Below are 24,084 nucleotides of genomic sequence, written 5' to 3'. Positions count from 1 at the left end.
GCACAATGGCGGACAGCGCAGCGATGGCGGCAGACGGATTGGTGGTGCGACCTTCGCGGGCCACCGACGGCCCGTTCCTGCAAAGCCTGTATCAGACGGCGCGGCCGGATCTGCAATGGATCGATGGCGAGCAGGAACAGGTGCAGCAAGTGGTCGCCCAGCAGTTTCAGGTGCAGGAGCAGGGCATGGGCGATAACTATCCCAATGCGATGCACTACGTGGTGGAGAAACTCGGCACGGCGATCGGCGCCCTGAGCACTGATTTCGGCCCCAACGAGATTCGCGTGCTGTACCTGGCGTTCATTCCCCAGGCACGCGGCCAGGGCTATGGCCGCGCGGTGCTGCAAGGGGTGCAAAAAGCCGCGCAACAGGTGCGCTGCCCGGTGGCGACGGTGGTCTGGACCAGCAACCCGCATGCGCGCCGGCATTATCTGGCGCTGGGGTTTGCGGTGGAGCAGAGCAATCCGGCGGCGGAGCGGCTGGTCTGGTATCCACAGGGTTAGCCCTGCAGAAAAAACCTGTGGCAGCGAGCCTGCTCGCGAAGGCGGTGATTCATCCTGCATCGTTGTTGGCTGACAGGACGCTTTCGCGAGCAGGCTCGCTCCCACAGGGCGGGTGTACAGCAGTTGAAGATGAGGTTGCGCTAGATGATCGAGTCGATATCGAGCGTATGCGGCGCGCCGATCGTGTGCCCGTAAAGTGAGGCCAGCAACGCATCGTTGCTGGCGTTGTCCGGCGCCTGCGCCAGTTGTTCTTCCTTGAGGTTTTCCGGGTGCGCGCGCCAGCGTTGCAGGCTTTCGGCGAGCAGCTCCGGCTGTTCGGCGAGCAGGCCGTAGACGTCGCAGGCCCGGACCCGCTTATGCCGCAGAGCGCTCAGGCGCGCATGGGTGGTCTCGATGCCGCTGACTTCGTGGTTGATTGCCTCGATCGTGCGCTCCTGGGTGCGCACATAGGCCTCTGGCCGGGCCAGCAGGTCCTGGCGGGCGGCGCGCAATTGCCGGGTAATGCGCACCAGCGCTTGCTCCACCCATTCGAACTCGCTGTCAGTGACCCGCGTGCGACTCGTCTCATGGGCCTGCTGCCAACGGCGCAGGGCTGCCCAGCATGCCGGGACATAGCCGCCGACCACCGAGTGATGCCCGACATTGAAGAGCTGCCGCAACAAGACCGGACGATCCGGCAGGCCATTTTTCTGCTGCAGCGCGACGGTGCACGCGGCGTGCTGGGTGATGGTGTCGCAGCCCGGCTCCCACAGGATCGAAGACACCCGCTGACGCCCGAACTCCACCGGCATGGCGTGATGCAGGGTGCCATGGTGGTCGTAGGCTTCCCCCGTCCAGTTGGTAATGCCCGCGACGAACACCGACAGCCCGACCGGCACATTGGTAAACATCAACGCCGCGCCAGGCCCGTAAACCCCGATCTTGGTGTTCATCCAGCTACCCGGCACGCTGGGCACCGGGTCGTTGTGGTTGACCATGCGGTAATGCACCAGCGGGGCGGCGGCTTTGGTGAAGACCGTGTCGCCGGCGCGGGGGGCGCCGTAGGTGTAGAGCTGGATGTCGTAAGTGAAATTCGATCTGCGGCGCAGCATTTCCGCGAGCAGCAGGGTTATCGCGCCGCCTAGGCTGTGGCCGCAGATCAGTAGTTTTTGGCCGGCGTAGAATCTGTCCAAATAGTCAGTAGCGAAAGCGGCTGCTTTTTTAGCTGCTTCATAAAAGCCGCGATGGACGTTGCCATCACCTTCTTCAAAGGGCACTTGGAAGGCATCGGCATCGCGCAAACCATCAGGAATGATCTCGAAGGTGCCGCGTACTGCGATCAGGATCAGCTCGTCAGTGTGAGTGATGAATGCCTGGGTGTCGGTCGCCTCTTTCCCGAGGTGCCTATCGTCGAGAAAGTGGACCTTCTCGGGATGCTCCTGATCCTCTCCAAGTGCCGGATCATTGACCTCATACAGCACCGGATCGAACGGAACGATTTCCAGCCTTCTGGAATACGCCACGTCTTCATACAAGGGGTAATAGGCTTTGCTTTGCGCGGCGTCGACGCGCCACAACTCCTCTGATTTGGCCAAGGCATCCGAGAACCAGTTGCCCACACTGGGTTGTTCGGGGAAGGTCACCCGGTTTTCCCTGATCGGCGCGGTGGCGGGTTTCTGGCCAAAAGGGCAGTAACTCAGGGTGGCCATCAATGCCAGTTGGTAGAGGTTGAGTGCGCAGAACTCCGGCGCCGTCGACAGCATCGGGCGCAAGGCCCGTAACGCACGCACTTCCAGCACCGTGTGCTTGCGTGAGGCCAGGGCGACGCCGACTTGTGCGTGCTTGCCCATGATCACGGACAGGCCGCTGTTGGCGGGGTAGTGGCGATAGACCTCGGGTGGCAGATGGGCAACATGCCTGACCAGATGGCGCACTTCCACCTGTATGTATTCGTCACCGCCCGGAACGGGTTGTTCGCGGTTCCGGGTGGCGTCCGGATTGCGATAACGGGTTTGTTCGGCGCGAACCTGGAGTTCAGTGATTTTCAGGGGGTAGTGGGGACGTTCCATTACGCGCAGATAAACTTTTTCCTGACCCTCGTAAGCCTGTTCGAAACGCAACGAAATCGGGCCCGCGCAATAGTTGTCGACTTTGCCAATACCGTTGATATCAAGGTATCCATTGAATAGTTGCCCCTCCGAATCGACTGCAACATAGGCCAATCCCTCATAAGCCTCCCCCGAGCCAAACTCATCAACCAGTTGAAAACTGCTCCAGTTGCCCTGTGCCGGGCAGCTCAGGAGGCGGCTGTTGAGCGGTGATCGCAGGTCCTTTTCAAGTGACGTCATGTGGAACACTCCTTATTCCGTGCAGCCGGGGTAGATGGTGCAGATGCGCCCGTCGACCATTTGGAAGGTGCTGAAATCGGTGTGGTTGCCGAAGCAGAAGGCATCCTGGTCTTCGAAGTTGTCGCCCATGCAGCGTTTCCAGCCGTCAGGGACTTTGACCCAGGTCTTGCCGATGGCAGGCCTTTCTTCCGCTGCCAAATCGATCTTCATCCGCACGGTTTTTCCCGGCAGCTGGTCGAGGGTGTAGGCGGCAAAAGGGCGACCTCGCGCGAGCGCGCCAAGCTCATCGGTTTTTTTGCAGTCGAGGAGTTTTACGATGCGGCGGTAAGGTCCCATCGTGCGAAACAGCCACTGACACTGGCCGTAAAAGCGGCTTTCACCGGTTTCGTCGAAAGTGCCTTTGTACTGTTCCTCCAGCTCGCCGCGGATGGCGACGGCGGAATAGTCTGAGGCGAAGTCCCCTCGGTCTTTCCCGTAGGCAAAGTAGATTTCCAGATCGATTTTGCGGATCACCAACGGGCAGCCGCGAACGGTTCTACGAATAGCTATTTCAGAAACGGCGACGTAGTTCTCACGCCACTGCAAGTTGTACCCCACGGCGGTATTCCGGCCGTCCGGAACACTGCAGGTTTCACCTATGTCGGGTTCGTATTTGGCGACAGCCTGATAAACAAACCCCGGCGGCAGATCCGCAGTGAACGTGAAACTGTCGGGCGGACTCGCCACACACCCCAACAACATCCCCATGCAGCCCACCCCTGCGGCCTGTCGAAAAAATCGCTTCACTGCGCGGCGTCTCCACCCATCGTTTTCACCCAATGGCTCACCCGTTCGAAGTGCTCCTGCGGCGTTTCACCCGGACGCACTTGCCAGTGCGCATCGATGCCATGAGCGGGTGTTCGCAAGCTGTGGATCAGCAGAAACTCCAGCTGCTGCGCTGTCTGCCAACCCCACGCATCCGCCTGCTCGAGACGTTCACGCAGCCAGACTTCCGGTGGCTGTGTTCGCGCGAGGTCGGCGTAGGCCTGTTCGTGTTCGGCCAGCAGGTAGCGGTGAGCGTTGAGCTGGCGAATCTCGCGGGTTTGCTCAGCAGGCACGGGTGTTTGCAGCCACAGCGGCGACTCCGGCAATGGATAGCTGCCGGGCGCGGGGTTGTCGCTGCTTTCCCATTGCGAGCCCTGCCAGTAGCACACGCTGAGCGTCGGGCCGAGGTAGCCCGGTATGGCTTCGGTGGGCAGATGTGCGAGTGTCCGGGTCAGCACGCGGTTGTCGTGAAAGCGGTACAGCGCCTGATGCGGACGGGCGCCGACGATCAGCCGTTGCTGCCAGTGTTCGACCCACGCGGACAGGGCGGTTTGGGGCAGGCTGAACAGCCAGCCCCAGTTGTCTTGCGGACAGGCGAGCAACGGCGCGATGCGTTTGTCGTCATACCGCTCAAGGGCAAAAACAAACGGCCCGTTGTCCGCCAGGTCGGCGGCGGGTGTGTCTTTGTAGAGGATGCGGTAATGCTCGAAGTCGCTGGTTTGCAGCAACAGCCGGCGAACTGCCTGTTGTTGCGAGTCGAGTAGCAGATACAGGTCATGCCCCGAAGCGAATTGGCGGTTCATCCAGTGGCGCGGGAATGCGTCGTTCATGCGGCGTTCTCCCGTGGCAGGCAGACGCCATCGCGGCAGGCTTCGCAAAGCGCGCAGAAAGTCGCTCCCATTGCGTTGTTGTCCGCCAGCAGCGCGAGTTGCGTAGACGCCAGCACGGCGGGCAATGGCGCTGGCGCCGTCAGGTCGTCGACGCCATCGGGCATCGCGGCCCGCGCTGACGCAACTGCTTTGGGATTGCCGCCGACCTGGATGGCACTGCTGCTGAAAATACCGCCGTGACCGATCACCAGGTGCTCGCCGCCGGCCGTGATGCTGATACTGTTGCCGGCGTTGAGTACCAGATGATCGCCGGCGTTGAGATGGATTTGCCGACCGGCCTCGATCGCCTGCAGATGATCGACACGGCTATGGCTGTCTCCGCTGACGTGCAAGTGGTCGCTGGCATGCAGCCGGGTCTTGCGGTCGCCGTGCACGGTGCGCTGGTCTTCTGCCTGCAACACGCTGATGCTGTGGCCCTTGATGGTTTCGTGACGCTGGTTGCCGACGTCCAGGCGGCTGTCGTTTTCCACCTTGTGTTCCAGGTCGCGCTGGGCGCGCAGGTAGATCAGTTCGCGACCGGCGCGATCTTCCACGTGCAATTCGTTGAAGCCGCCGTTGTCCGGTGAACTGCGTGAGCGAAACACGCTGCGGGTCTTGTGCTCCGGCAGTTCATAGGGGGCCGGGTTGGCGCTGTTGATCAGGCAACCGCTGACGACCGGTTGGTCCGGGTCGCCCTCGAGAAAACTGACCAGCACTTCCATGCCGACCCGGGGCAGCGTCACGCTGCCATGTGCGCTCCCGGCCCAGTTCGAGGCCAGCCGCAGCCAGCAACTGCTGTGGTCGTCGTGGTTGCCTTCGCGATCCCAGTAGAACTGGACCTTGACCCGACCGAACGCGTCGCAATGAATCTCTTCGTTGACCGGACCGGTGACCACAGCGCTCTGGCTGCCGAAGATTCTCGGCTTCACGAATGAGTGTGGTGGGCGGTAGATCACCTCCCATGGCGTGGCGACAAACTCGTTCCGGTAGCCTTCAACGAAGCCGTCGTCAGTGGCGGCGCTCATTCCGCCCAGCGTCTCCTCCAGCGCTGCGGGCTGTTCGCCGCTGTGGGTGACGTCGGTCAGCAGCCACAGCCCGTTGTTTTCCTCGCAGGGATGCTCGCTGATCGACAGGAAGTGACCGGCCACCAGGCTTGGCTGATCGCTGTGGCCGCGGGCCTGCAGGTAGTCGGCGCGATGACTTTCGAGGGCGCGGTGGGTCAGTTGCTTGCCCCGCGCGCCGTCGGTGAAGCGCCCCGGATAGCGATAGTCCTCAAGTGCCGGCCGGGCCGCGTTGCTGTTGGGCCGATGAGTCGCCTCCAGCAGAAAGCGGGTCTTGCGAAAGTCGTGATCGCGGCGCGCGGTCGCGGTGGGGCGGGTTTCCACCCGTACCTGCCATTGTTGGATCGTGGGCGTTTCGGCAACCATGCCGCTGTTTCGTCGATAGGGTGTCGGGCGATTCAGACGAGGGAACACCGTCTGATTGTCGCCCAGCACCAGCAGGTGTTTTTCCCGGCTGTGCTGGAAGTGGTAGTGAATGCCTTCCTCCTGACACAGGCGCTGGATGAAGTGCAGATCCGACTCCGACTGGACGCAGTAGTCGCGCGGCGGATAGTCGGCACCGAGATGAAACTGGTGCAGGTCACGATGAATGCCGTTGTCCGCGAGAATCCGGGTGATGATCTGTGGCACGTTCATCTGCTGGAAAATCCGCTGATTGAAGCGATGCTGCAGATACGACAGGCGCGGGACCAGTGTCAGGCTGTAGCGCGTCAGGCGTTTGCCGCTATCGCCACGGGCGACGCGATCGACCACGCCGTGGATGCCATGGCCATCGAGATCGAAGGCCAGGAACGCCTGCTGGTGCATGAGGCTTTCAAGGCGCAGGTTCGCGCGTTCGCTGACCAGCTCAACCTCGAACGTGTAGGGCTGGCTGATGGATTCGTGGCCGGTGAAGGAGAGGACTTGCAGATCGTGTTTAACGTCGGTGAGCGAAAGGCTGAAGCGGGCACGGGTGGTCGACATCCTTTATTCCTTGTCCTGTGACGGGGCACAGGCTCTCGGACGTCGATGCACGGCTTGCGCGCAGACCTTCCCTGGTCTTGCGCGCAACAAACGTCTCGGAGCCAGTTTCGTGCAACGCTAACAAGGCCGCCGAAGAAATGATGTCAGACGCTTCCCAAATTGCAGTCACACATTAACCGGGGCGTGGAAACGCAGGATTTTTTCAGTTGAAGGTAATGTGAAAGTAAGCCAGCGCCGGGTCCCGACCCAGCGGTGGTACCCGCGATACGAAGATACCGTCCACTCGTCCCAGCTCCGGCAGCTCCAGTGCACATAATCCGTCGATGAATTCAGTCGGCTCCAGACTGCTCAACTCGACACTGAACGGTATGCGCTCGCTGTAGCGCATTTTCGCCAGGGGTTTTTCTTCGAACGCCCCGATGTGGATTTGCAGGGCACTGCCATCGGGCAGGTGCAGGGTGCCGATTCGGCCCTCAAGTGCCTGGAAATGTTGGCTTTTCACCGCTTGCAGCATGGTTACACTCCAGCCAGGTGGTGACCGGGGGAGAGAGCTCCCCCGGTGGTTGTTCAGTTGCGCGAAGGATACAAACCCTGCAGGGCGATGCTGAAGTTGAGTACCAGATAGGGGTTCATGATCGCCATCGGCAAGCCGTTGCCGGTGGGGCTGATCGTGCCGCTGATGGTGGTGGCTGCGCCTTTGAGGGGTACGGCCGAGGCGCCTTGGGCATCGGAAAAGATGTTCGCCAGACCGGGGCCGGTGCCCGAGGCGCCGAGGTAGGAATTGGTGGCGGTCGGGGCACCCACCGGGTTGCTGGCCGGGTTGGCCAGTTGCACGGTGGTGGTGGCGGTTACGCCGGCCAGCGTGTGCGTGTGGTTAGGCAGGTTGTTGAGGGTGGCGGTGACTTGTTCGGAGCCGGAGTTTTCACCCATGACGCGGGTTGTCAGGCCCGGCCCGCTGCCCTGACAGATCGGCAGGCGGCTCTGCAGATTGGGCAGTCCAAACGTCTGGACGCCATTGCCGCCATAGGTGGTGCCGAGCAATGAAAACAGCGCCTGATACTGTGAAAGGTTCATCATCTGACCATTGCACAGAGCCCAGCCGCTGGGCGCATAGTTGAAGGCAAACGTCAGAACCGTACCCATGTAAACGTCCATAAAGTCCTCATCCTTTCTGATTGGTTGTCGGCGGGCCATTAAGGTGCGATGTCTCTTCCCGTTACGGCCAGGTCTCGCCAAGCCAGAGCGTAGACCCGGATTGACCGGGTTGCCGGATGTCGTGAAACCACACACCGGCATCGACGGCTCTGCGGTGGCTGACCTAAAGTGACGGGCAGGTTCGGGGCCCTCCGTTCGCGATATTCCGGTACAGCAAGAGGATGCAATGGCGGCACACAGAGAAACGCCGGTTGGCGACACGCAGGATCCGCGCGCGGTCCCGGGGGCATGGCTGGTGGCCTTGCGCCTGATTCGCTGGGCCCGGGAGCATTGGCTGTTGCCGATCATGCTGCTGGCAGCCGTGGTGCGTTTTTACGACCTGACGGCGGCCGCGATCTGGTTCGATGAAGGTTCCAGCGTCCTGCTGAGCCAGTTTTCGCTGACTGAGATCTGGGGGCGTGCGGCCCATGACGTGCACCCGCCGCTGTATTTCCTGTTGCTGCACGGCTGGATCGGCCTGTTCGGTGACGGCATCCTGTCCATTCGCCTGATGAGTGCGTTACCGGGGATCATCACCGTCGGGCTTGGTGTGTGGCTGGTGGATCTGCTCGCCACCCGCCGCGCCGCGCTGCTGGCCGGGCTGCTGCTGGCACTGCTGCCCACGGCCGTGCGCTACAGCCAGGAAGTGCGCATGTATTCGCTGCTCGGCATGTGGCTGATCGGCGCGACGATCGCGCTGGTCTACTGGGTGCGCCAGCCGCGCCGGCATCGCTACCTGGTGGCCTATGCGTTGCTGATGACGGCGGCGTTCTACACCCATTACTTCACTGTGCTCTGCGTGATCAGCCATTGGCTGTACCTGGCGGCGGTGCGGGTGCAGCCGGGGTATCGGCTGCGGCATATCCAGCGCCCGGCCTGGTGGCTGGCCAACCTGAGCATCGCGCTGCTGTACCTGCCGTGGGTGCCCAATCTGCTTGATCTGCTGCAGCACGTCCCGGAACTCAAGGCCAGTAACGATATCGGTTGGGAAGATCCGGTGACCCTCGTTTCGTTGCCGTCGATGGTCTGGTCGTTGCTGATTCAGGACGACGGTTTGACCCTGCCGGCGTGGCTGTTCTGGCCTTTGCCATTGGCGCTGGTGGCAGTGATCGCCGTTGGCCTGCATCGCGATCGCAGTGTGTTTCGCGGCAGTCTGTTGCTGCTGTCTTACAGCGTGGTGCCGATTCTGCTGGTGTTTGGCGTGTCGTTCATCTCGCCGGTGTTCATCGAGCGTTATGTCACGGCCTACGCGTTGGGGCTGCCGATGCTGGTGGCGCTGGCGGTCGATCGCTTGTACACAGGCTCTCGCGTGCTGGCGCTGGCGATCCTGGTGTTGTTTGTCGGTGTCGAACTGGTGGGCGTGAAGAACAATGCCACGGTCGACAGCAATGATCAGTTCAGCGTGGTGGTCGACTACGTCAACCGCCACTTCACCGAGGGTGACCGGATCGTTACCAGCGACATGATGTGGTACCTGAGTTACATCTACTACAACCGCACCGACGCGCAGATTCGCCTGTACACGCCACCTGCAGCGGACGGGCGCTCCACGCGCCCCAACGCTTACGGGTTCGGCACGCTGGTCAGCGAGGAGGTTTACCTTGATCGGCTCGCCGATTTGCCCAAGGGCAGCCATCGGGTATGGCTGATCGGCACACTGGATGAGCCGAATGACTTCGCAGCGTTACCCGAGGGCTGGCAGCGGCAGGGCGAAGTTCATGCGGGGGGCGCCTTTGCACGCTGGTATGGGGTGGCGCCAGGCGCCGATAAACCGGGGGGATGAGCGCTAAATCGATTCATCAGGCGAGTCATTCGATATTCCGAATTTTTCCACCTGAATAGTTTCGATTTGATATCAAAACACCACTAGTCGGATGGTCATTGTTCGACTAGGCTCTGTTGGACAAAAGGACTTCCGACTACGGTGAAGGGATTGCAGCAATTCCACTTTATCTCCGGCTTGCCGCGCTCAGGTTCGACCCTGCTTTCTGCGATTCTTTTGCAGAACCCGCGTTTTCATGCCGGGATGACCAGCCCGGTCGGCTCGCTGTTTTCCAGTGTCCTCGATCAATGCAGTGCCGGCAGCGAGTTCGGCGCGGTGATCGACACCGACATGCGCCGCCGTCTGCTGCGCGGCCTGTTCGAGTCCTTCTATGCCGACAAGGCCGACAAGCCGGTGGTGTTCGACACCAATCGGCAGTGGAGCTCACGGCTGCCGGCGCTCAGCGACCTGTTTCCCAAAGCCAGAGTCATCGCCTGCGTGCGCAACGTCGCCTGGGTGATGGACAGCCTTGAACGGCTGTACCGCGCCAATCCTTATGAAAACACCAAGCTGTTCGGCGATGCCGTCGAACGCAACACCGTCTACAGCCGCTGCGAAACCCTGGCCCAGCGCAACCGCCTGGTGGGTTTTGCCTGGGCGGCGCTCAAGGAAGCCTATTACGGCGAACACGCCGATTCGCTGCTGATCGTCGACTACGACCTGCTGACCCAGGCCCCGGAACGGGTGCTGCGGCTGGTCTACGACTTTATCGGCGAACCGTGGTTCGAGCACGACTTCGATCACCTCGCCTACGATGCCCCGGAATTCGATCAAGGCCTTGGCGTGGCCGGCCTGCACAAGGTCAAACCCAAGGTCGCCTTGCAGTCGCGGCGCACCATTTTGCCGCCGGATCTGTTCAAGCAATACGCCGATTTGTCGTTTTGGCTCGATGGCTCAGCCAGCGCCGCCAATGTCATTCGTATGAAGTCCGACGCCGCGATCAGTTGATCGCGGCGTTTTTCATTGATGCGTCAACAACTGTGTTCGATTTCGGGTGAGCAGCATGTGGTGGAGCAAGAAACAAGCGCGGGTAACTGACGGTGCACGGTCGCTGGCCGCCCCCATGATCATGCCGCTGGAACCGCGCATGCTGTTCGACGGCGCGGTCGCTGCCACCGTGGTTGACACGGCCGCCCAGGCTGACAGCCACCCCGTTGCCGACGCCGCCAAGGCGCCGAACGCCGATCACCCGGTCGCCAGCAAGGACACCCACGGTCAGGCCGATGCCACGCCGGCTGCCAGCCCGGTCGCGGTGCCGGGGCAGAGCGTGGTGTTCGTCGATGCCCGGGTCAAGGATGCCGACAGCCTGCTCAAGGGCGTCGCCCCCGGCACCCAGGTGGTCAAGCTCGATGCGAGCAAGGATGGCTTGCAGCAGATCGCCGATTACCTCAATCAACATTCAAACGTCAGCACCGTGGAGATCATTGCCCACGGCAATGCCGGTGACCTGTGGCTGGGCGACAGTTATCTGTCTGCCGACAACGTCGCAGCCCGCAGTGCGGTGCTGGCGCAAATCGGCAAGGACATGAACATTGGCGGCGACATCCTGATCTACGGCTGCTACACCGCCGAAGGTGATCGCGGGCTGAGCTTCGTCGACTCGCTGGCCAAAATGACCGGCCGCGACATTGCCGCCTCCAGCAACCGCACCGGCGTGGGCGGCGACTGGAATCTGGAAATCGCCACCGGCACCATCGAAAGCGCCAACGTGCTCTCGAGCAAAGCCATGAGCGAGTACCAGTGGGGCCTCGCCACCTGGACGGCGACCAATAACCTCAACACCGGCGTCGGCTCGTTGCGCGCGGCGCTGGCATCGGCGCAGAACGGCGACATTGTCACCTTCAGTTCCGGCATGACCGTGCAACTGACCTCTGAACTGCTGATCAACAAGAACATCACCGTTGACGGCGACCTGAACAACGACGGCATCGCCGACGTGACCCTCGACGGTCAATACAAGACGCGCGTGGTGGAAATCACCTCTACCAGCACCGTCACCCTCGATGGTCTGGTGATTACCCGGGGGCTGGTCGCCGGCAATGGCGGTAACGGTGGTGCCGCAGCGGCGGGTGCCATGGGCGGCGGGATTTTCAACGCCGGCATTCTTACCCTGAACAACGTGACAGTCACGGCCAACGCAGCCTCCGGTGGCGGCGGTGGCGGTGGTGTGACCGGCGGTTACGTGGGCGGTGGCGGCGGCGGTGGTGGCGGTATCGGCGGCCAGGTTGGCGGTCATGGTGGTTCGTCCGGCCCGGCCACCGGCACTTATGCCGGCTCGGCAGGCAGCGCCAACGCTGGCGGCTATGGCGGTGGTTACAGCGCAACCGACATGGGCGGCCGGGGCGGCACCAGCACCGGCGGCGTGGGCGGCAACGGCGCCGCCGGTTACAGCCATGGCGGCAACGGAGGCTCGGCGACCAACGGCACGCTGTCGATTGGCGGCGGCGGGGGTGGTTCGGGCTGGGACAAAGTCGGCGGCGTCGGCGGCAATGCGGCGGGCGGTATCTACAACGCTTCGACCGGTACGCTGAAAGTCATCGGCAACTCGGTGATCAGCAACAACATCGCGGCCGGTGGCGGCGGTGGCGGTGGCGGCGGTGTGGGCAGCAACGGCGCCAATGGTGGCGACGCGGGTCGTGGCGTCGGGGCAATCTGGAACAACGGCGGCGTGGTGCTGATGACCGCGAGCAACTTTGCGGCGATTAGCGGCAACGCCGCCGCCAGTGGCACCGGCGGTCTTTCCAGCGGTGGTTCGACGGGCACGACACCGAGTGCGCTGGTGGGGATCTACAACAACGGCGGCACGATCAACACGGCGTACGTGGAGCCACCCACTGCCACCATCGTGGTCGCTGACCCGGCCCTGAGCATCGGCGAAACGTCGCTGGTGACCATCACGTTCAGCCGCGCCGTGAGCGGCTTCACCAACGCTGACCTGACGATTGCCAACGGCACGTTGACCGCCGTTTCCAGCGCCGACGGCGGCATCACCTGGACGGCGACCTTCACCCCGACCAACAACCTGACCGACACCACCAACCTGATTACCCTGGACAACACCGGGGTGACGGCGGTTTCGGACGGCGCCGCCGGCGTGGGCACCACCAACTCGAACAATTACACGATCGATACCCAGCGTCCGACCGCGACCATCGCGATGACCGACTCGGCGCTCAAGATCGGTGACACCTCAACGGTGACCATCACCTTCAGCGAAGCGGTGAGCGGGTTTGCCAACGCCGACCTGACCATTGCCAACGGCACACTGACGGCGGTCAGCAGCAGCGATGGCGGCATCACCTGGACGGCGACCTTTACGCCGACGAGCAATATCACTGACGCGACCAACCTGATCACCCTGGACAACAGTGGTATTGCCGACCTGGCTGGCAACGCCGGCACCGGCACCACCAATTCGACCAATTACGCCATCGATACCCAGCGTCCCACCGCGACCATTGTGGTTGCCGACAATAACCTGGCCATCGGCGAAACCTCGTTGGTGACGATCACCTTCAGCGAAGCGGTGAGCGGTTTCACCAACGCCGACCTGAGCATTGCCAACGGCACATTGAGCGCCGTCAGCAGTGCGGATGGCGGGATCACCTGGACGGCGACCTTCACCCCGAACAGCAGCGTCAACGACGCCACCAACCTGATCACCCTGAACAACACCGGGGTGACTGACCTGGCCGGCAATGCCGGTACGGGCACCACCGATTCCAACAACTATGTGATCGATACGTTGCGGCCGACGGCGACCATCGTGGTGGCCGACAATGCGCTGAAAGTCGGTGAGACCTCGCTGGTGACCATCACCTTCAGCGAAGCGGTGAGCGGTTTCACCAACGCTGATCTGACCATCGCCAACGGTACGCTGACGGCGGTGAGCAGTGCCGATGGCGGCATCACCTGGACGGCAACGTTCACCCCGACCAACAACATCACCGACACCACCAACCTGATCACCCTGGACAACACCGGTGTCGCCGATCTTTCCGGTAACGCCGGCACCGGCACCACCGACTCGAACAATTACGCCATCGACACTCAACGCCCGACTGCAACCATCGTGTTCGCCCAAAGCGCCCTGAAAATCGGCGACACCTCGCTGGTGACCTTCACCTTCAGCGAAGCAGTGACCGGTTTCACCAACGCCGATCTGACGATTGCCAACGGCACCCTCACGGCGGTGAGCAGCAGCGACGGCGGCGTTACCTGGACGGCGACGTTTACCCCGAGCGCGAGCATCACCGACGCGACCAACGTGGTCAGCCTGAACAACACCGGGATTGCCGACCTCGCGGGTAACGCCGGCAGTGGCACCACCGACTCGAACAACTACACCATCGACACCCAGCGCCCGACCGCAACCATCGTGCTGGCCGACACCAGCCTGAGCGCTGGTGAAACGTCACTGGTGACCATCACTTTCTCGGAAGCCGTGAGCGGTTTTACCAACGCCGACCTGAGCATTCCCAACGGCACGCTGAGCGCGGTGAGCAGCAGCGACGGGGGCATTACCTGGACGGCGACGTACACGCCGAGCGTCGGTATCAATGACACCAGCAATGTGATCGCCCTGAGCAATGCCGGGGTTTCCGACCTGGCGGGCAACGCCGGCACCGGGGTCACCAACTCCGGCAACTTTGTGATCAACACCGTGTTGCCGACCGCGACCATCATCGTCGCCGACAACGCCCTGAACATCGGCGAGACCACCACGGTCACCATCACCTTCAGCGAGGCGGTCACCGGCTTCACCAATGCCGACCTGACGATTGCCAACGGTACGCTGAGCGCGGTGAGCAGCAGTGATGGCGGCATCACCTGGACGGCGACCTTCACCCCGGCCAACAATCTTGCCGACGCGACCAACCTGATCACCCTGGACAACAGCGGTGTACAGAACGCCGCCGGCAACGCGGGCAGTGGCACTACCAATTCGAACAACTACGCGATCGATACCCAGCGTCCGACCGCGACCATTGTGCTTGCCGATACAGCGCTGGGCGTCGGGCAGACCACCACCGTGACCATCACCTTCAGCGAGGCCGTGAACGGGTTGACCCTGGCTGACCTGACCGTGGACAACGGCACGCTCTCCGGGCTGAGCACCTCGGACAACATCACCTACACCGCGACTTTCACTCCGGCGGCCGGGATCACCGACACCAGCAACCTGATCGTTCTGGACAATACCGGTATCGTCGATACGGCGGGTAATGCCGGCAGCGGGACCACCAGTTCCGGCAACTACGTCATCGACAGTCAGCGCCCGACGGCGACCATCGTCTTGGCCGACACCAGCCTGAGCGCGGGGCAAACCTCGCTGGTGACCATCACCTTCAGCGAAGCCGTTACCGGTTTCGACAACAGCGACCTGTCGATCCCCAACGGCACATTGACTGCCGTGAGCAGCAGCGATGGCGGCATCACCTGGACGGCGACGTTCACGCCGAACACCGGGATCAACGACGCGACCAACCTGATCACCCTGAACAACACCGGCATCGCCGATCTTGCCGGCAACACGGGGACCGGCACGACCAACTCCGGCAATTTCACCATCGACACCGTATTGCCGACGGCAACCATCGTGGTGGCTGATCCGAGCCTTCGTGTGGGTGAAACTTCCCTGGTGACCATTACGTTCTCCGAGGCAGTTACCGGATTCAGCAACGCCGATCTGAGCATCGCCAACGGCACGTTGACTGCCGTGAGCAGCAGCGACGGCGGTATTACCTGGACGGCCACGTTCACACCGACGGCCAACATCACCGACGCCACCAATCTGATTACCCTCGATAACAGCGGCGTGCAGAATGCGGCCGGCAACGCGGGCAGCGGCACCACCGATTCCAACAACTTTGCCATCGACACCCAGCGTCCGACCGCGACCATTGTCGTCGCCGATCCGGCGCTGGGCGTCGGGCAGACCACGCAGGTGACCATCACGTTCAGCGAGGCGGTGAGCGGTTTCACCAACGCCGATCTGAGCATTGCCAACGGTACGTTGACGGCGGTGAGCAGCGTCGATGGCGGCATCACCTGGACGGCGACGTTTACCCCGACGGCAGGTATCACCGACACCAGCAATGTCATTACGCTGGACAACACGGGGGTCGCTGACCTGGCGGGCAATACCGGTAGCGGCAGCACGGACTCCAACAACTATGTGATCGACAGCCAACGCCCGACGGCGACCATTGTCATGTCCGACACGGACCTGCGCCCCGGCGAAACCGCGCAGGTGACCATCACCTTCAGCGAAGCGGTCACAGGCTTTGACAACGCCGACCTGAGCGTCGCCAACGGCACGCTGAGCAACGTTTCGTCGAGCGACGGCGGGATCACCTGGACGGCCACGTTCACCCCGACCATCGGCGTCAGCGACGCCACCAACCTGATCGTGCTGAACAACAATGGCATCAGCGATCTGGCCGGCAACGCCGGCACAGGCACGACCACCTCGGTCAACTACGCCGTGCAGACCGACGTGCCGACCGCCACCATTGTCGTCGCCGATACCGCGCTCAAGGCCGGTGAAACCACCACGGTGACCATCACCTTCAGCGAAGCGGTCAGCGGTTTTGACAATGCCGACCTGAGCATCGCCAACGGTACGCTGAGCAACGTCGCCAGCAGCGATGGCGGCATCACCTGGACGGCGACGTTCACCCCGACGGCGAATGTCACCGACACCAGCAACCTGATCGTCCTCAACAACGCCGGCGTGACCAACGCCTCGGGCAACAGCGGGGTCGGCACCACTGACTCCAACAACTTCGCCATCGACACCGCGTTGCCGACCGCCACCATTGTGGTCGCCGACAATCGTCTGGGCATCGGCGAAACCACCACGGTGACCATTACCTTCAGCGAGCAGGTCAGCCGCTTCGATCTGTCGGACCTCAGTGTCGCCAACGGCACGTTGTCGAACCTGCTCAGCAACGATGGCGGCAAGACCTGGACCGCCACCCTGACGCCAACGGCCGGGATCAACGACACCACCAACCTGATCGTACTCGACACCGGTAACGTGCAGGACCTGGCGGGCAACACCGGCGCGAGCATTGCGATCTCCAACAACTACGCGCTTGATGCGACCCGGCCGACGGTCACTATCGTGGTCGCCAACCCGCATCTGGGCATCGGCCAGACCACCCAGGTGACGTTCACCTTCAGCGAGGCGGTCAGCAACTTCGACCTCTCGGACCTCAGCGTCACCAACGGTGACTTGAGCCACTTGAGCAGCGCCGACGGCGGCAAGACCTGGACCGCGACATTCACCCCGACGGCCAATGTCACCGACCCGAGCAACTTCATTGCGCTGGACACCGGTAACGTTACCGATCTGGCGGGCAACACCGGCAGCACGGTGGCGGTGTCGAACAACTATGCGCTCGACAGTGAACGGCCAACCGCGACGGTGGTGGTGGCCAATCCGAATCTGGGCGTGGGCCAGACCTCGCAGGTGACCATCAGCTTCAATGAAGCGGTGACCGGGTTTGATCTCAGTGACATCAATGTCGGCAATGGCAGCCTGTCCAACCTGAGCAGCAGCGACGGCGGCAAGACCTGGACCGCGACGCTGACCCCGGGGGCCAATATCAATAGTGCGAACAACGCGATCAGCGTCAACAGTGCCGGGGTCAACGATCTGTCCGGCAACAGCGGCAGCGGTATCAGCAGTTCGAACAATTACGCGATCAACACCGCGCCGCCGGTGACGCCGACCACGCCGACCACGCCGACCAACGCGGTCATCCCGGACCCGCTGTTCCGCAGCAGCGATCCGGTCGTGCCGCCTTCGGCCCCAACCGTACCGCTGCAGCCGTTCGTCTTCACGGCGCCGACCGGCAATCTCGGTTCACCGCTGACCTTCGCCCCGCTGTTCGAACAGCGCGTACTCGGCGACGGCATCCGGCCGCTGGGCGACATTTTCATCAATCACGGCGCCCTCAGCCCAAGCTTCATTGCTCAGGTGTTCGGCAGCAGCGACAGCGGCGGCGATGGTTCCGGACATGGCTTCCTCGGTTTTGGTGGCGGTGACGGCGGGGTCTTCGCCAGCAGCACGCTGTCGAGCCTGTTCCACCAGAACAGCGGCGCCGAGCGGGATGCACTGAATGCCTTCGGCAGTCATTCGCTCAAGGCTGGTGACATTTCCCAGGGGCTGCGCGGGGTATTTGGCGCGCCGACCCTGGGGCAGCAACTGCAACAACTCAAGGACAGCGAGCAGCACCGGGTCGACGACCTGGCAGCGGCTTTGCGACAGGTCGGCGTCAGCGAAATGCAGGCCTGAACACCCAACTACTCAATACGGTGCGGCATCTAGGGGCGATCCAGGGATGAAGAAAAGTCAGAAGTTGTTCGGCGCCAGCCTGCTGGCGCTGGCGATCAGCGGATGTGCAGTAACCAGTGAACCGATCGAGCGCAGCGTCAGTGAACAGCGGGCCAAAAGCGACCTGCAAAGCATGTACAAGGATCAGGAGCCGCTGCGTGGCCCGCTGACCCTGCATCAGGCCATGGCCCGCGCGGTTAAGTACAACCTCGAAGGCCGGTTGAAGATCATGGAGGAAGCGCTGGCCAAGCGGCAGCTCGACCTCGCCAGTTTCGACATGCTGCCGCGCATGGCGCTGGATGCCGGATACGTCGGGCGCAACAACGTCAACGCCTCCAGCAGCCAGAGCGTACGCACCGGCACCCAGTCCCTGGAACCGTCGACCTCGCAGGACCGTGACCGTGATGTCGCCGACCTGACCATGGTCTGGAACGTCCTCGACTTCGGCGTCAGCTACATCAGCGCCAAGCAGCAAGGCGACCAGCGCCTGATCGTGCAGGAGCGCCGGCGCAAGGTGATCAACACCATCGTCCAGGACGTGCGCTCGGCCTATTGGCGAGCGATGGCGGCCGAGCGGCTGCTCAAGCAGATCGACAGCCTGATGGCGCGGGTCGATACCGCCCGGCGCGACAGTCAGAGCCTGAGTGATCAGCGCATCGGTGATCCGGTGCAGGCGCTGGGTTACCAGCGTTCGCTGATCGAAGCCACCCGGCAACTGGAAGAACAGCGGCGCGCCTTGTCGCTGGCGAAAACCGAGCTGGCAACGCTGATCAACCTGCCGCTGGGCACCAACCTGACCCTGGCAACCGACGACGGTTATCAGATTCCCGAGCTCAAGGTCGCCATGGCCAGGCTCGAGCAGGAAGCGCTGACCAGCCGTCCGGAGCTGCGCGAGCAGGACTACCAGAGCCGCATCAGCGCCGCCGAAACCCGCAAGGCCATGCTGCGCCTGCTGCCGGGCCTGGAATTTTCCGCCGGCGGGCATTACGACAGCAACTCGTTCCTCGTCGAACAGGGCTGGGCTGATTATGGGGTGAAAGTCACCTGGAACCTGTTCAACGTGATCTCTGCTCCGGCGGCGATCGATGTCGCCAAGGCCGGTGAAGAAGTCGCCACCGCGCGGCGTCAGGCGATGTCGATTGCGGTGCTGGCGCAGCTGTATGTGGCCAACGCCAACTATCAAGAGGCGCTGCGTCAGTTCAAGACCAACCAGCAATTGTCTGACATCGACGGGCAAATCGTCGGTCAGCTGCGCAACCGGCATCAAGCCGCCGGCATTGGCGAACTCGAATTGATTCAGGGCGAACTGAACAATCTCCAGGCGGACTTGCGCCGTGACTTGTCGTACGCCGATCTGCGTAACGCCTACGGCCAGATCTTCGCCAGCGCCGGCCTCGATCCGTTGCCGGATCAGGTGCAGTCAACCGAGGTGCAGTCGATCGCCACGGCACTGGCCAACCGCGAGTCGGCGTGGGCCTCGGGGGATATCTCGGTACCCGTGGTGGCGCATGCCGCCAAATAACCTGCTGGCGCCGGTCGCCAGCATCAGCCGCACGCAGCGCGAGGCCCGCAATGGCCATCGCGGTGCGGCGATTTTGCTGACCGGCCTGCCGGCGGCAGGCAAATCCACCCTGGCGCAAGCGCTGCACGCCGAGTTGTTCGCACGTGGTCTGCAGAGTGTGGTGCTTGATGGTGACGGCCTGCGGGTCGGGCTCAACCGTGACCTCGGTTTTACCGATGCCGATCGGCTGGAGAACATCCGCCGCGCCAGCGAGGTGGCGGCGTTGCTGGTGGAAAACGGGCAGATCGTGATTCTGGCGCTGATCGCGCCGCTGGTGGAGTTGCGTGAGGTATTGGCCCGGCGCTTGGGCGAGGACTATCGCGAGGTCTGGTGCAGCGCGTCGCTGGCGGTGTGCGAGCAGCGTGATCCGAAAGGTCATTACGCCCGTGCCCGGCGTGGCGAACTGGCTGCATTCACCGGGGTGTCGGCGCCATACGAGCCGCCGCTGCAGGCCTCGCTGGTGCTCGACACTGGCGGGCAATCGGTCGAGGCGTGTCTGGACCGCTTGCTGACCTGGCTCGGTGAGTGTTCGGTGTTGCCCAGGGCATGAGCCGGCCACTTGCTTCGCGCCTGCTGGTGACGGTCGATCTGCCGCTGTTGTTGCAGGCGCTGGAGGCGATTGCCGAGGACGCCTGGCAAGGTCATTTCAATCGCGAGTATTTTTCCGGGGACTGGAGCGGCGTGGCGCTGATTTCGGCCGCGGATGCGTTGACCGAGTTGTCACCCGGGCGCGGGCAACCGCTGCCTCGTCTGCCTTGGCTGCGCGACGCACGCTGGCAGGGCGGGTTGCGCGATCTGTCGCTGGATATCGTCAGCGCGCGGTTGCTGCGGCTGGGGCCGGGCGGGCGGATTCATGAACACCGTGATTACGATCTCGACGGCCCGGACGCGGATCTGCGCCTGCACATTCCGCTGCTCAGTCCGCCCGCCGTGGACTTCTGGCTTGAGGGGCAGCGCATGCCGATGGCGGCGGGGGAGTGCTGGTTTCTCGACCTTGCCCGTGCGCATCGGGTGGATAACTTCGATACGTCGGCACGGGTGCATCTGGTGCTCGATTGCCGCCCCGGCAGCTGGCTGATGCAGATGATCGCTGATGGCTTGCCGGGCACGCCTGCACCCGGGTTGGCGGATACGGCGTTGCAGCGTTTTCAGCACCTGGTGACGACCGATGCTGAGTTGGCCGCGACGTTGAAGGCTTTGGTTGATCCTGAAGTGTTCATCAGCCGCACGCTTGAGCTGGCCGCAGCGCACGGCCTGCCGTTCTCTCGCGAAGAACTGCGCACCGCCATGCGCCACGGTCGTCGACAATGGAACGAGCAATGGCGCGGCTGAATTACGACGGCTGGTTACCGATTCGGGTCTGGTCGGTGGCGGGACTGTGGCAGGTCGATTGGTGCTGGTTCGGCGATACGCCCTTGCATCAGCCGTTTTTCCGCGATGCGGTCGAGGAGGCGCTGCGCCTGCCTTTCAATCAGGCTTTTCGGCGACTGACGCCGCTGTCGACGTTGACCGAGTGGCAGGTGCAAAGCCCCGGTCTGATCCCGAGCGCTTTCATCCTGCACGCCTCGCGTTGCGGTTCGACGCTGATCAGCCAGATGCTCGCCCGACTTGAAGATCACATCGTGGTGTCGGAGCCACCGGCGCTGGATGCGTTGTTACGCAGTGATTTGCCGGCGGCTGAGCGCCAGGCAGCCATTGCCGGTCTGCTCTCGGCCTATGGGCAACGCCGACGTGGTGTCGAGCAGCGACTGGTGATCAAACTCGATGCGTGGAACATCGGCGAATGGCCGCTGTTGCGGGAATGTTTTCCCGACACGCCATGGCTGTTTGTGTATCGCGATCCGCTGGAAATCGCCGTATCGCACGTGCGCCGTCCGGGGATGCATATGGTGCCGGGGATGCTCGGTGATTGTGTGCTGGAAGATGGATTGCCGTTTGCAGGCAGCGAAGACTTCATCGCGCGACGGTTGGGACGATTGCTTGAGGCCGGATGCATCCATTGCCGCGAGGGGGGTGGTCTGGCGGTGAACTACAGCGAATTGCCCGGAGCCATGACGGGGCGGCTGGCCGGACTTTTCCGGTTGAACGTCGAGCAGCGTCAGCAGGTGTTGGCGGCGACTGCGCAGCACGCCAAGCAGCCGTCGCAACGCTTTGTCGCTGATGGCGAAGACAAGCGTCGCGAGGCTTCGCCGCAGTTGCAGGCGCGGGTGCGAAGCTGCGCGGCTGCGCCCTATGCGGCCCTGGAGCGCTGGCGCGCGCTCAAGACTTGCCCGACAGATCCGCCATCCCCTTAAGCAGCTCGATCGGCAGCGGAAAGACAATGGTCGAACTCTTGTCGCCGGCAATCGAACTCAAGGTCTGCATATAGCGCAGTTGCATCGCACCGGGCTGGCGGCCGAGCATTTCGGCAGCTTGCATGAGTTTTTCCGAGGCCTGCAATTCACCTTCGGCGTGGATCACCTTGGCCCGGCGCTCGCGTTCGGCTTCAGCCTGTTTGGCAATGGCACGCACCATCGACTCGTTGAGGTCGACGTGCTTGATCTCGACATTGGCGACCTTGATGCCCCACGCGTCGGTCTGGGCGTCGAGCACCTGCTGGATATCGATGTTCAACTGCTCACGCTCGGCCAGCAGTTCATCCAGTTCATGTTTGCCGAGCACTGCGCGCAGGGTGGTCTGTGCCAGTTGGCTGGTGGCCGAGAGAAAATCCTCGACCTGAATGATCGCCTTCTGCGGGTCGAGTACACGGAAATACAGCACCGCGTTGACCTTCACCGAGACGTTGTCGCGGGTGATCACATCCTGCGGCGGCACATCGAGGACGACGGTGCGCAGGTCGACCCGGACCATTTGCTGCACCACCGGAATCAGCAGGATCAGCCCCGGCCCCTTGACCTGCCAGAAGCGTCCGAGCTGGAACACCACGCCGCGCTCGTACTCACGCAGGATGCGGAACGTCGACCCGGCCAGGGCGATGACCAACAGCAGCAGTGCAACAAAACCGATTTGCAGACCCATGATCACTCTCCGTGTCGCACCGCGTCAGTCGCGGCGACTTTCAGCAATAAGCCATTACGCCCGACCACGCGCACTGCTTGTCCGGTGTGCAGCGGTGTCGCGCTGTGCACTTGCCAGTGTTCACCCTGCAATTGCACCCAGCCGTTGTGGGCGTTTTCCGCTTGCACGGTGGTCACTGCCGTCACGCTGCCGACCAGCCCGGCATCGCCGCTGACGGCATGGCGTGGCCGGGTCTTCAAGGCGCGCAGGATCAATGCGATCAGCAGCAAGGCGCTGATCAGGCCGAGGCCGATGATCATCGGCACCGGCAATTCGGCATTGCCCAGAATCAGTGCGCCGATCACGAACATGATGATCCCGCCGAGACCGATCACCCCGTAGTTGGGCAGCGCGGCTTCGGCGATCAGAAAGGCAATGCCGAGCGTGATCAGCCACAGGCCGACCGGATTGACCGCGGTCAGCGGGACATCAGCCGCGAAGGTCGAGCCGCTGAGCAGCAGTAACAAGGCAAACGCACAACATCGGCTGTTCACGTGACCCTCCGGGAGAGTCTTGGGGTGGTTCTTTAAGTCTAGTTGAGCCTGGCGCTGGATGAATCTTGATCAATGAGCGGATGTGTCCAGTGAGCGGATTTCCCGTCGCCAGCGGCGTGCCGAACTAGACTCAGCAGAACAGCAACAACGTTCAGCGTGACACCGAGGTGCATCATGCGTATGGCAAAAAAGGTACAGAGCAGCCTGAACCGGGCGCACTGCGAATATGACGTCGTGGCCCACCGGCACTCGGCCAGCAGCCTGGAAACCGCACGGGTCAGCGGGGTACCCGCCGAACGGGTAGCCAAATCGGTGATCCTCGACGACCACCACGGGCATTACCTGATGGCCGTGCTGCCGGCCAGCCGGCATCTGGACTTGAGTAAAGTGCGCAACAGCGGCGAATGGCAGGTCACCCGGGAAAGCAATCTGGCGCACATCTTCGACGACTGCGAACGCGGCGCGGTGCCGCCGCTGGGTGATTCCTATGGCCTGGACATGGTCATTGACCCGCTGCTGACACGGCAGAAAGACATCTATCTGGAAGCCGGCAACCACAACTATCTGCTGCACATGAGCATGCCCGAGTTCCTGAGAATGGTGCCGCATGCGCAGGTGCGGGAGTTGAGTCAATAGGGGTGTGGTGTTGTCACTGACGCCTTCGCGAGCAAGCCCGCTCCCACAGGTTCACCGCGATCCCCTGTGGAAGCGGGCTTGCTCGCGAATCTTCCTCGCACCGATTTTTTGAAGGAGTCCTCCAATGGAGCAGCCAAGCCATAGCCTGCCGTCCCTGTTCGACCAACTCGGCCTGAGCAGCGACCCGACCAGCATCGAGCAATTCATCGCCACCCACTCGCCACTCAAACCCGAACTGCACCTGGCGGACGCGTTCTTCTGGACCCAAAGCCAGGCGGATTTTTTGCGCAGCGAGATTCTTGATGATGCAGATTGGGCGGAGGTGGTGGATCAGTTGAATGTGCTGCTGCGTAAGGGGCGCGATGCGTAAAGAGGTGCTGAAACGCCTGAATGAAGATTTGTTTCAAAACTTGACTGAAATTCCCCGCCAATGCGATATTGATAGTTAG

General features: G+C 62.5%; 18 protein-coding genes. 10 read left to right on the top strand and 8 right to left on the bottom strand.

Annotated features, from left to right (window positions below):
- The first annotated feature begins 5 nt into the window (after window positions 1–5).
- On the top strand, window positions 6–503 hold the full coding sequence (locus U862_RS0128080; RefSeq protein WP_025113437.1) for a GNAT family N-acetyltransferase: 498 nt from the start codon (window positions 6–8) through the stop codon (window positions 501–503).
- 140 nt (window positions 504–643) lie between these two features.
- Here U862_RS0128080 and U862_RS0128075 read toward each other — a convergent pair whose 3' ends face one another.
- The 6 genes from U862_RS0128075 to U862_RS0128050 all read right to left on the bottom strand — a co-directional run bounded on the left by U862_RS0128075 (window position 644) and on the right by U862_RS0128050 (window position 7,682).
- Window positions 644–2,830, bottom strand: a complete 2,187-nt coding sequence (locus U862_RS0128075; RefSeq protein WP_025113436.1) for a lipase family protein — start codon at window positions 2,828–2,830, stop codon at window positions 644–646.
- A 12-nt stretch (window positions 2,831–2,842) separates the two neighbouring features.
- Window positions 2,843–3,616, bottom strand: coding sequence for a hypothetical protein (locus U862_RS0128070; RefSeq protein ID WP_025113435.1), 774 nt, complete (start codon window positions 3,614–3,616; stop codon window positions 2,843–2,845).
- Complete coding sequence (locus U862_RS0128065; protein WP_025113434.1) at window positions 3,613–4,464, bottom strand: DUF4123 domain-containing protein; 852 nt, start codon at window positions 4,462–4,464, stop codon at window positions 3,613–3,615. Before U862_RS0128065 ends, U862_RS0128070 begins: the two co-directional genes overlap by 4 nt.
- Window positions 4,461–6,527 (bottom strand): type VI secretion system tip protein VgrG, encoded by a 2,067-nt coding sequence (locus U862_RS0128060; protein ID WP_025113433.1) that lies wholly within the window; start codon window positions 6,525–6,527, stop codon window positions 4,461–4,463. The genes U862_RS0128065 and U862_RS0128060 overlap by 4 nt, the downstream gene beginning before the upstream one ends.
- 202 nt (window positions 6,528–6,729) lie before the next feature.
- On the bottom strand, window positions 6,730–7,041 hold the full coding sequence (locus U862_RS0128055) for a hypothetical protein (RefSeq protein ID WP_025113432.1): 312 nt from the start codon (window positions 7,039–7,041) through the stop codon (window positions 6,730–6,732).
- A gap of 53 nt (window positions 7,042–7,094) precedes the next feature.
- On the bottom strand, window positions 7,095–7,682 hold the full coding sequence (locus U862_RS0128050) for a phage tail protein (RefSeq protein WP_025113431.1): 588 nt from the start codon (window positions 7,680–7,682) through the stop codon (window positions 7,095–7,097).
- Between the two features lie 226 nt (window positions 7,683–7,908).
- On the opposite strand from U862_RS0128050, the gene U862_RS0128045 reads away from it, so the two are divergent.
- The 7 genes from U862_RS0128045 to U862_RS0128015 all read left to right on the top strand — a co-directional run bounded on the left by U862_RS0128045 (window position 7,909) and on the right by U862_RS0128015 (window position 21,742).
- Entirely contained in the window at window positions 7,909–9,504 is a 1,596-nt protein-coding gene (locus tag U862_RS0128045; RefSeq protein ID WP_025113430.1) for a glycosyltransferase family 39 protein, read from the top strand.
- 141 nt (window positions 9,505–9,645) lie between these two features.
- Entirely contained in the window at window positions 9,646–10,491 is an 846-nt protein-coding gene (locus U862_RS0128040) for a sulfotransferase (RefSeq protein WP_025113429.1), read from the top strand.
- Between the two features lie 139 nt (window positions 10,492–10,630).
- Window positions 10,631–17,848 (top strand): Ig-like domain-containing protein, encoded by a 7,218-nt coding sequence (locus U862_RS0128035; protein WP_371262590.1) that lies wholly within the window; start codon window positions 10,631–10,633, stop codon window positions 17,846–17,848.
- A 46-nt stretch (window positions 17,849–17,894) separates the two neighbouring features.
- On the top strand, window positions 17,895–19,409 hold the full coding sequence (locus U862_RS0128030; protein WP_025113427.1) for a TolC family protein: 1,515 nt from the start codon (window positions 17,895–17,897) through the stop codon (window positions 19,407–19,409).
- Complete coding sequence (gene cysC, locus U862_RS0128025) at window positions 19,396–19,998, top strand: adenylyl-sulfate kinase (RefSeq protein ID WP_025113426.1); 603 nt, start codon at window positions 19,396–19,398, stop codon at window positions 19,996–19,998. Before U862_RS0128030 ends, cysC begins: the two co-directional genes overlap by 14 nt.
- Complete coding sequence (locus U862_RS0128020) at window positions 19,995–20,780, top strand: aspartyl/asparaginyl beta-hydroxylase domain-containing protein (protein ID WP_025113425.1); 786 nt, start codon at window positions 19,995–19,997, stop codon at window positions 20,778–20,780. The genes cysC and U862_RS0128020 overlap by 4 nt, the downstream gene beginning before the upstream one ends.
- Window positions 20,768–21,742: an aspartyl beta-hydroxylase gene (locus U862_RS0128015; protein ID WP_025113424.1), complete on the top strand. Its 975-nt coding sequence runs from the start codon at window positions 20,768–20,770 to the stop codon at window positions 21,740–21,742. The genes U862_RS0128020 and U862_RS0128015 overlap by 13 nt, the downstream gene beginning before the upstream one ends.
- Here U862_RS0128015 and U862_RS0128010 read toward each other — a convergent pair.
- Window positions 21,708–22,466, bottom strand: a complete 759-nt coding sequence (locus U862_RS0128010) for a slipin family protein (RefSeq protein WP_003220464.1) — start codon at window positions 22,464–22,466, stop codon at window positions 21,708–21,710. The two genes, U862_RS0128015 and U862_RS0128010, sit on opposite strands and share 35 nt — an antisense overlap.
- Before the next feature lie 2 nt (window positions 22,467–22,468).
- Window positions 22,469–22,999: an NfeD family protein gene (locus tag U862_RS0128005; protein ID WP_025113423.1), complete on the bottom strand. Its 531-nt coding sequence runs from the start codon at window positions 22,997–22,999 to the stop codon at window positions 22,469–22,471.
- Between the two features lie 174 nt (window positions 23,000–23,173).
- On the opposite strand from U862_RS0128005, the gene U862_RS0128000 reads away from it, so the two are divergent.
- Both U862_RS0128000 and U862_RS0127995 read left to right on the top strand, forming a co-directional pair.
- Window positions 23,174–23,635 carry an aminoacyl-tRNA deacylase gene (locus tag U862_RS0128000; protein WP_025113422.1) on the top strand — a complete coding sequence of 154 codons (462 nt, stop codon included), beginning with the start codon at window positions 23,174–23,176 and terminating at the stop codon, window positions 23,633–23,635.
- Between the two features lie 124 nt (window positions 23,636–23,759).
- On the top strand, window positions 23,760–24,005 hold the full coding sequence (locus U862_RS0127995; protein WP_025113421.1) for a DUF2789 domain-containing protein: 246 nt from the start codon (window positions 23,760–23,762) through the stop codon (window positions 24,003–24,005).
- Window positions 24,006–24,084 lie beyond the last annotated feature (79 nt).

Source organism: Pseudomonas sp. H1h, from assembly GCF_000633255.1.
In the GTDB taxonomy this organism is placed as follows: Bacteria; Pseudomonadota; Gammaproteobacteria; order Pseudomonadales; family Pseudomonadaceae; genus Aquipseudomonas.
The sequence above is the reverse complement of the archived record's forward strand: the minus strand, read 5'-3'. Positions and strand labels throughout refer to the sequence as shown.